This window comes from Sporosarcina sp. USHLN248 (genome assembly GCF_037144575.1).
In the GTDB taxonomy this organism is placed as follows: Bacteria; Bacillota; Bacilli; order Bacillales_A; family Planococcaceae; genus Sporosarcina; species Sporosarcina contaminans.
The window spans coordinates 22,584-28,734 of the sequence record NZ_JBBCZC010000042.1; the positions used below are offsets into that span (position 1 = coordinate 22,584).

Here is a 6,151-nt window from a genome sequence, read left to right on the forward strand (position 1 = left end):
ACTTATTAAAGCAATTGATATTGTTCCAAACGCAAACGTTTAATGCTCCTTTAACGGAAATTGCTCCCATAATCATTTGGCAATTTTAAAATAAATCCTTAGAATGTAAGTACTTTTTTAGCCGTGTCGATTATGTCGTTCGCGTTTGGCAACCAAGTGTTTTCGCCTTGGGCAAACGGATAGACAGTATCCGGTGCAGTTACACGCAATACTGGAGCTTCCAAGCTTAAAATTGCACGCTCAGTAATTTCCGATACAACGTTCGCAGCAATTCCAGCTTGTTTTTGAGCTTCTTGGACTACGATCGCACGATTCGTTTTCTCAACCGAAGCGATAATTGTTTCGATATCTAACGGTTGAACAGTACGCAAGTCAACCACTTCAACAGAGTACCCTTCTTTTTCAAGCGCCTCTGCAGCTTTTAAACTCTCATGAACCATCGCTCCATATGTGAAAATTGAAAGGTCATTACCTTCACGCTTCACATCCGCTTTCCCTAAAGGAATTGTATATTCCTCTTCAGGAACCTCTTGTCTAAATGAACGATAAAGCTTCATATGCTCCAAAAACACAACTGGGTTTTCATCGCGGATCGCTGAGATCAAAAGCCCTTTTGCGTCATATGGCGTAGATGGAATTACGACAGTCAACCCTGGCTGAGCAGCAACTAATCCTTCGAAGCTGTCTGCGTGCATCTCTGGTGTCGCAACGCCGCCACCGAATGGGGAGCGGATTGTAACAGGTGCATTGAATTTTCCGCCTGTCCGGAATGATTGGCGCGCCAATTGACCGCTGACAGAGTCCATCACTTCATATAAAAACCCGAAGAACTGGATTTCCATTACCGGTCGGAAACCTGTTAGCGTCAAACCGACCGCCAGTCCACCGATGCCCGATTCAGCAAGCGGTGTATCAAATACACGGTCTTCGCCAAACTCTTTTTGCAAACCTTCAGTTGCGCGGAATACCCCGCCGTTAACGCCAACGTCTTCACCGAAGACGAGGACGTTTTCATCATTTTTAAGCTCCGTGCGCATTGCATCGGTAATCGCTTGAATCATCGTCATTTGTGCCATCGGTTACTTCGACTCCTTCTCTGTATACAGTTCGAATTGCTCTTTCAAATTATAAGGCATATCGCCTTTGTACATTATTTTCATGAAATCAGTTACTTTTTGCTTCGGTGCTGCATCGGCTTTTTTGATCGCCTCTTTAATTTCTTCCTTCGCACGCTCAATTACTTCATTTTCTTTCTCTTCATTCCACAAACCTTTACCCTCAAGGTATTTGCGGAAGCGGATAAGCGGATCGCGTTTTTCCCATTCGTTATCCGTATCAGATGTACGGTATCTCGTTGGATCGTCTCCAGCCATTGTATGCGGACCATAGCGGTAACACATTGTCTCGATCAACGTTGGACCTCCACCATTAATTGCGCGTTCCCTAGCATCACGAGTTGCTGCATATACTGCAAGAGCATCCATTCCATCGACAAGAATGCTTGGAATGCCAGCTGCAACACCTTTTTGCGCTAATGTTTTAGCTGCAGTCTGCAATTCACGAGGTGTGGAGATTGCATATTGGTTGTTTTGGACAACAAAAATTGCCGGTGCACGGTATGCGCCTGCAAAGTTGATTCCTTCATAGAAATCTCCTTGTGAAGTTCCACCATCACCTGTATAAGTCATTGCAACAGCTTTCTTGCCACGTTTTTGGAATCCTAACGCAACGCCAGCCGCTTGGATGTATTGCGCTCCGATGATAATTTGTGGAAATAGAATATTTAAGCCTTCCGGGAAGGCACTTCCTTCATAATGTCCGCGAGACCAAAGGAAAGCCATATGTAACGGTAAACCATGGAATACGATTTGCGGAACATCACGGTACCCCGGCAAGATGAAATCTTCTTTTTCCAATGCGAAATGGGATGCTAATTGGGATGCTTCCTGCCCTGCTGTTGGTGCGTAGAAGCCAAGACGCCCTTGTCTATTTAATGAAATAGAACGTTGGTCCAAAATTCTTGTATAGACCATACGGGACATTAACTCTACCAACTCTTCATCGGACAGTTTCGGATCCGCACCTTCGTTGACGATTTCACCTTCTTCGTTCAAGATCTGGAACATTTCAAACTTCTCTTCAATCGAATGAAGCGTTTCCACAGGATCGAACTGCTTGTCTTTTTTGGCAGCCATTTAGGCAACTCTCCTTTACATCTGTATTATGTTTAATCAAATGATTGAGTAATACAATTACCTTTCTTTTTTAGTATACTGAATCGGATTTGTTTGGTCAATCATTGAAACTACTGACATTACAGCACGGATAATTTTTCATAATTATACTGAAATAAGATTCTGTACTACTACAATATAATCTCTGTATTATAATAGAATGTCGTTTAACTATATAAAAAAGTGGAGCGTTTATAAGCCTCCACTTATTCTTTCCCTTTATTCATCTGCTTCTAAACTTGAAAAAAGTGCATCTTTCAAGTTATTGACTTCTTTTGTCTTAGCGTTGAACTGTTCTATCGTAGATTGCACGACAGTGTTTTGTTCATTGATTTCATCTGCTTTACTTTGTAGTGTCGCCAATTCAACATCTTTCTTCTCTAAAAGCTCATAAAATTCCTGTTGGATGGAAGTTAATTTTCTATATTGTTCCGTAAAGGATGCGTGAAGATCATACCGTTCGGTTGCGGCAGTGCTTAACTCTAAGATTTTTTCTTTGATCTCCTCACCAGCATCGTCAGCAGTTTTGTTCAATTGATTAATATACTTCTTCGCTTCATCCATTGAAGCCTCTTCACTTTCAAGATGCTTAAGTCGATCTTGTGTGGATGTAGTAAGCTCCTGTACATTTTTGCTAAGTTCGTCCACGTCTTCTTTCGTCAATTCCATCGTTTCTCCAAACAGTTTCTGTTCTGTTTTTTCCAAATCGCTCAAGGTCGTTTGATTTTTTTCATATTCAGCTTCTGAATCATTCATTTTTATAAGTGTATCTGATAATTGCTTCTCTATTGAAGCACCCATACTGCAGCCGGATAATGTTAAAACGCCTGCGGCTATTAATCCAATCATCATTTTATTCAAATCTATAAACCTCCAATCTGACTAAAACTATAACCTTCTCAATACTTCAATTCAAGTTTGCGGTAAAATCCTTTATCACATTTTCGTATTCGACTATACTATATGTACAGAAGGAAATTGAAAGGAAGTACATTTTTATGATTTTAATGAAAGATATTGTCCGTGAAGGCCATCCTATGCTTCGAAAAGTTGCGGAAGAAGTAACTTTCCCTTTATCGACAGAAGAAAAACAACTTGCACACGATTTACTCGAATACTTGAAAAACAGTCAAAATGACGAAGTATGTCTGCAATATGGTTTGCGTCCGGGAATTGGATTAGCTGCACCACAAGTCGCTGTGTCAAAAAGAATCTTCGCTCTCCATATTGATGAAGAAGAAGGTAAAGAGCCACTCAGCTTGATTGCTATCAATCCAAAAATCATCAGTCATTCTGTCGAAAAAACATATTTATCATCCGGTGAAGGGTGCTTATCCGTTGACAGAGATGTCGATGGCTATGTTCCCCGTTATGCAAGAATCACCATAAAGGCATTCGATGAAGATGGAAATGAATATAAGAAGAGATTAAAGGGCTTGCCTGCTATCGCTTTTCAGCATGAATTGGACCATTTAAATGGCATCATGTTTTTTGATCATATCGATCCGAAAGCGCCTTACAAGGAAATTCCTAATTCGACTCCTTATGATCGGAATTAGGCGATAACATATCCAACTTGACAGAAATATTAAAAAGCGGTACAATGTCTTTAAGGAGTGATATGCCCATGTATAAGCGCCTAAAACGTAAATTGTTGAGACGGCTCAATGGCATACTCGGTAAAAAGACGATTGCATAATTCAGTGGTTAATTACAGCCCACCTTCTGATTTGGTGGGCTTTTCTTTATTTTAAGCAACTGCCGTGATAATATTAAGAGAAAGATTTAAACGAACGAAAAAGGAGACCAAAACATGATTTACAAAGTTTATTATCAGGAGAATCCAAATCAAGTACCTGTTCGCGAAACGACAAAGAGCTTGTACATTGAAGCTGATTCTGAAAAATCTGTCCGCGAAAAACTGAAAAACCGCAATTATAACATTGAACTAATTCAAGTGCTTGAGGGAGAGCATTTAGAATACGAAAAATCCTCTGCCCAGTTTGAATTAGTGCAGGACTAATCATTATGAAGCTTATTAAGAACAATGAAACAGCGGTTTTCGCTTTAGGCGGACTTGGCGAAATCGGAAAAAACACGTATTGCGTTCAATTTCAAGATGAAATCATTGTCATCGATGCAGGTATTAAATTTCCGGAAGATGACCTTTTAGGAATTGACTATGTCATTCCAGATTACACGTATTTGGAACGAAACGCAGACAAGATTAAAGGTTTATTCATCACACATGGCCATGAAGACCATATCGGCGGCATCCCTTATCTTTTGAGAAAAGTGAACATGCCCGTATATGGAGGAAAATTGGCTTTAGGCCTGTTGCGCAACAAATTAGATGAACACGGACTGCTTAGAACGACGAAAATGATTGAAATCAAAGAAGACGATCTCATTAAGTTCCGAAAAACATCCGTTTCTTTCTTCCGAACAACGCATAGTATTCCTGATGCTTTTGGAGTCGTTGTCAAAACGCCTTCAGGCAATATCGTCCATACAGGTGACTTCAAATTCGACTTCACACCTGTTGGAGAACCTGCCAATCTTGCAAAGATGGCTAAAGTAGGAAGCGATGGCGTTCTTTGCCTATTATCAGACAGCACGAATGCGGAAATTCCGAATTTTACAATGTCAGAGCGTAAAGTTGGGGAAAGCTTGAATGATATTTTCCGCAAAGTCGATGGGCGCATTATTTTTGCCACTTTCGCTTCCAATATTCACCGTCTTCAGCAAGTGATAGAAGCGGCTGAAAATTATGGGAGAAAAATCGCTGTATTTGGCCGCAGCATGGACAATGCAATTACGATCGGACGTGAATTAGGATATATTAATGCACCGAAAGAGCTGTTCGTCGACGCTCAAACGTTGAACCGACTGCCGGCCAACGAAGTGATGATCCTTTGTACAGGAAGCCAAGGTGAACCGATGGCAGCTTTATCGAGAATTGCGAATGGCACGCATAGGCAAGTGCAAATCCAGCCTGGTGACACAGTGATCTTCTCTTCTTCGCCAATTCCTGGGAATACGCTTAGTGTCAATAAGACGATCAATGCCCTTTTCCGTGCTGGTGCGGAAGTCATTCACGGCGCATTGAACAATATCCATACGTCAGGTCATGGATCCCAAGAAGAGCAAAAACTGATGCTACGCCTTATTAAACCAAAATATTTTATGCCGATCCATGGTGAGTACCGCATGTTGAAAATGCATAAGGAACTCGCTATCGATTGTGATGTTGAGTCGGACAATACATTCATTATGAGCAATGGTGATGTTTTAGCATTAACGGAAGACTCGGCCCGCATTGCTGGCAGAATCCCATCAGGAGATGTGTATATCGACGGAAGCGGAATCGGAGATATTGGCAGCGTCGTTTTAAGAGATCGTAAAATCCTTTCTGAAGATGGATTAGTTATTGTCGTCGCCACTGTCGATAAAAAGCGGAACAAGGTCGTTTCTGGTCCAGACCTCATTTCAAGAGGTTTCGTTTACATGAGAGAATCAGGCATGATGATCAACGAAGCGCAACAACTTCTTTCGAAAGAGCTCCAACGGAGACTTTCGGCAGAAACCGGAGATTCCGGATCATTAAAAAGCGATATTATCGATATCCTCTCGCCTTTCTTATACGACCAAACAAAAAGAAGACCAATGGTATTACCAGTAGTAATGGAAGTTTGAACAAAAGCGGAGAACGCCGCTTAGCCTCGACAGGCGTTGGAGGACTTGAACATAAGGCGCTTTTTGCCTTATGCTTCAAGTCCGAAACGACCCGAGAGGCTGGCGTTCGGAGTCTGGATGATAACAAAAGCGGAGAGGGGCGGTTAGCCCTGACAGGCACTGGAAGAAAAGAGTCTAAGGCGCCTTTTGCCTTGGACTCTTTTCTGAAGTGACCCGAAGGG

6 protein-coding genes are annotated in these 6,151 nt (G+C 41.6%); 3 read left to right on the forward strand and 3 right to left on the reverse strand.

Translation table 11 applies throughout. The annotated features are described in order from the left end of the window. Positions 1–98 precede the first annotated feature (98 nt). The 3 genes from WFH04_RS15040 to WFH04_RS15050 form a co-directional block, all read right to left on the reverse strand. Positions 99–1,076: an alpha-ketoacid dehydrogenase subunit beta gene (locus WFH04_RS15040; RefSeq protein ID WP_336824874.1), complete on the reverse strand. Its 978-nt coding sequence runs from the start codon at positions 1,074–1,076 to the stop codon at positions 99–101. Positions 1,077–1,079: 3 nt separating this feature from the next. Next, entirely contained in the window at positions 1,080–2,195 is a 1,116-nt protein-coding gene (pdhA, locus tag WFH04_RS15045) for a pyruvate dehydrogenase (acetyl-transferring) E1 component subunit alpha (RefSeq protein ID WP_336824875.1), read from the reverse strand. A 258-nt stretch (positions 2,196–2,453) separates the two neighbouring features. Then, on the reverse strand, positions 2,454–3,086 hold the full coding sequence (locus tag WFH04_RS15050) for a YkyA family protein (RefSeq protein WP_336824879.1): 633 nt from the start codon (positions 3,084–3,086) through the stop codon (positions 2,454–2,456). 146 nt (positions 3,087–3,232) lie between these two features. Between WFH04_RS15050 and def the strand changes: the two genes are divergently transcribed. The 3 genes from def to rnjA all read left to right on the forward strand — a co-directional run bounded on the left by def (position 3,233) and on the right by rnjA (position 5,930). Then, the gene (def, locus tag WFH04_RS15055; RefSeq protein ID WP_336824876.1) at positions 3,233–3,793 is read left to right on the forward strand and encodes a peptide deformylase; all 561 of its coding nucleotides are present in this window, start codon (positions 3,233–3,235) and stop codon (positions 3,791–3,793) included. A gap of 254 nt (positions 3,794–4,047) precedes the next feature. Continuing rightward, on the forward strand, positions 4,048–4,257 hold the full coding sequence (locus tag WFH04_RS15060; RefSeq protein WP_336824877.1) for a DNA-dependent RNA polymerase subunit epsilon: 210 nt from the start codon (positions 4,048–4,050) through the stop codon (positions 4,255–4,257). A gap of 5 nt (positions 4,258–4,262) precedes the next feature. Continuing rightward, complete coding sequence (gene rnjA / locus WFH04_RS15065) at positions 4,263–5,930, forward strand: ribonuclease J1 (RefSeq protein ID WP_336824878.1); 1,668 nt, start codon at positions 4,263–4,265, stop codon at positions 5,928–5,930. The last annotated feature ends 221 nt before the right edge of the window (positions 5,931–6,151 follow it).